Annotated in this window: 1 protein-coding gene; it reads right to left on the bottom strand. The window is 55.1% G+C overall.

Annotated elements, in window-relative coordinates; translation table 11 throughout:
* Positions 1-100: 100 nt before the first annotated feature.
* Entirely contained in the window at positions 101-409 is a 309-nt protein-coding gene (locus tag DVK06_RS18045) for a chorismate mutase (protein WP_121601176.1), read from the bottom strand.
* Positions 410-432: the final 23 nt, after the last annotated feature.

Genomic DNA, 432 nt, shown 5'->3' with positions numbered 1-432 from the left:
CTTCGGCGTTGGATTAGGAACCAGTGCGATGTCCGTTCTCGCATACGGGCTCGGAAGTCGTGTTGTCCTGTTCAAAAATAGGTCGTAACATCGATGCATTCTACCGATTCTGCCGCTGTTCGGCCTTGTTCATCTCGATGAGCAGTCTGAAAATCGCCTTCACGAGGTTCGAATCGACCTCGAAGTGCGCCGCGTTCTTCTCGGCGCGCTCCATCACGCGCTCTTCTTGTGATTCGTCGGTCGTGGGCAGTCCTTTCTCGTCTTTGACCTGCGCAACCGTATCTGCAACGTAGGTTCTGCGGGCGATGAGTTCGACGATTCCGCGGTCGATATCCTCGATTTCCTCGCGGAGTTCGTCGAGGGACATCTCCTGAACCGATTCGGCCGTGTCTGTGGTGTCGTCTGTCATAGAATTCGTGCTCCGTCAGTTCG

The sequence above is a fragment of the Halorubrum sp. Atlit-28R genome, assembly GCF_003665955.1.
GTDB classification, from domain to species: domain Archaea; phylum Halobacteriota; class Halobacteria; order Halobacteriales; family Haloferacaceae; genus Halorubrum; species Halorubrum tropicale.
This window is presented reverse-complemented; position numbering and strand designations above follow the sequence as displayed.

Excerpts from the sequence above, each read along its gene's own strand:
- DVK06_RS18045 (WP_121601176.1), bottom strand. The coding sequence starts at position 409 with ATGACAGACGACACCACAGACACGGCCGAATCGGTTCAGGAGATGTCC.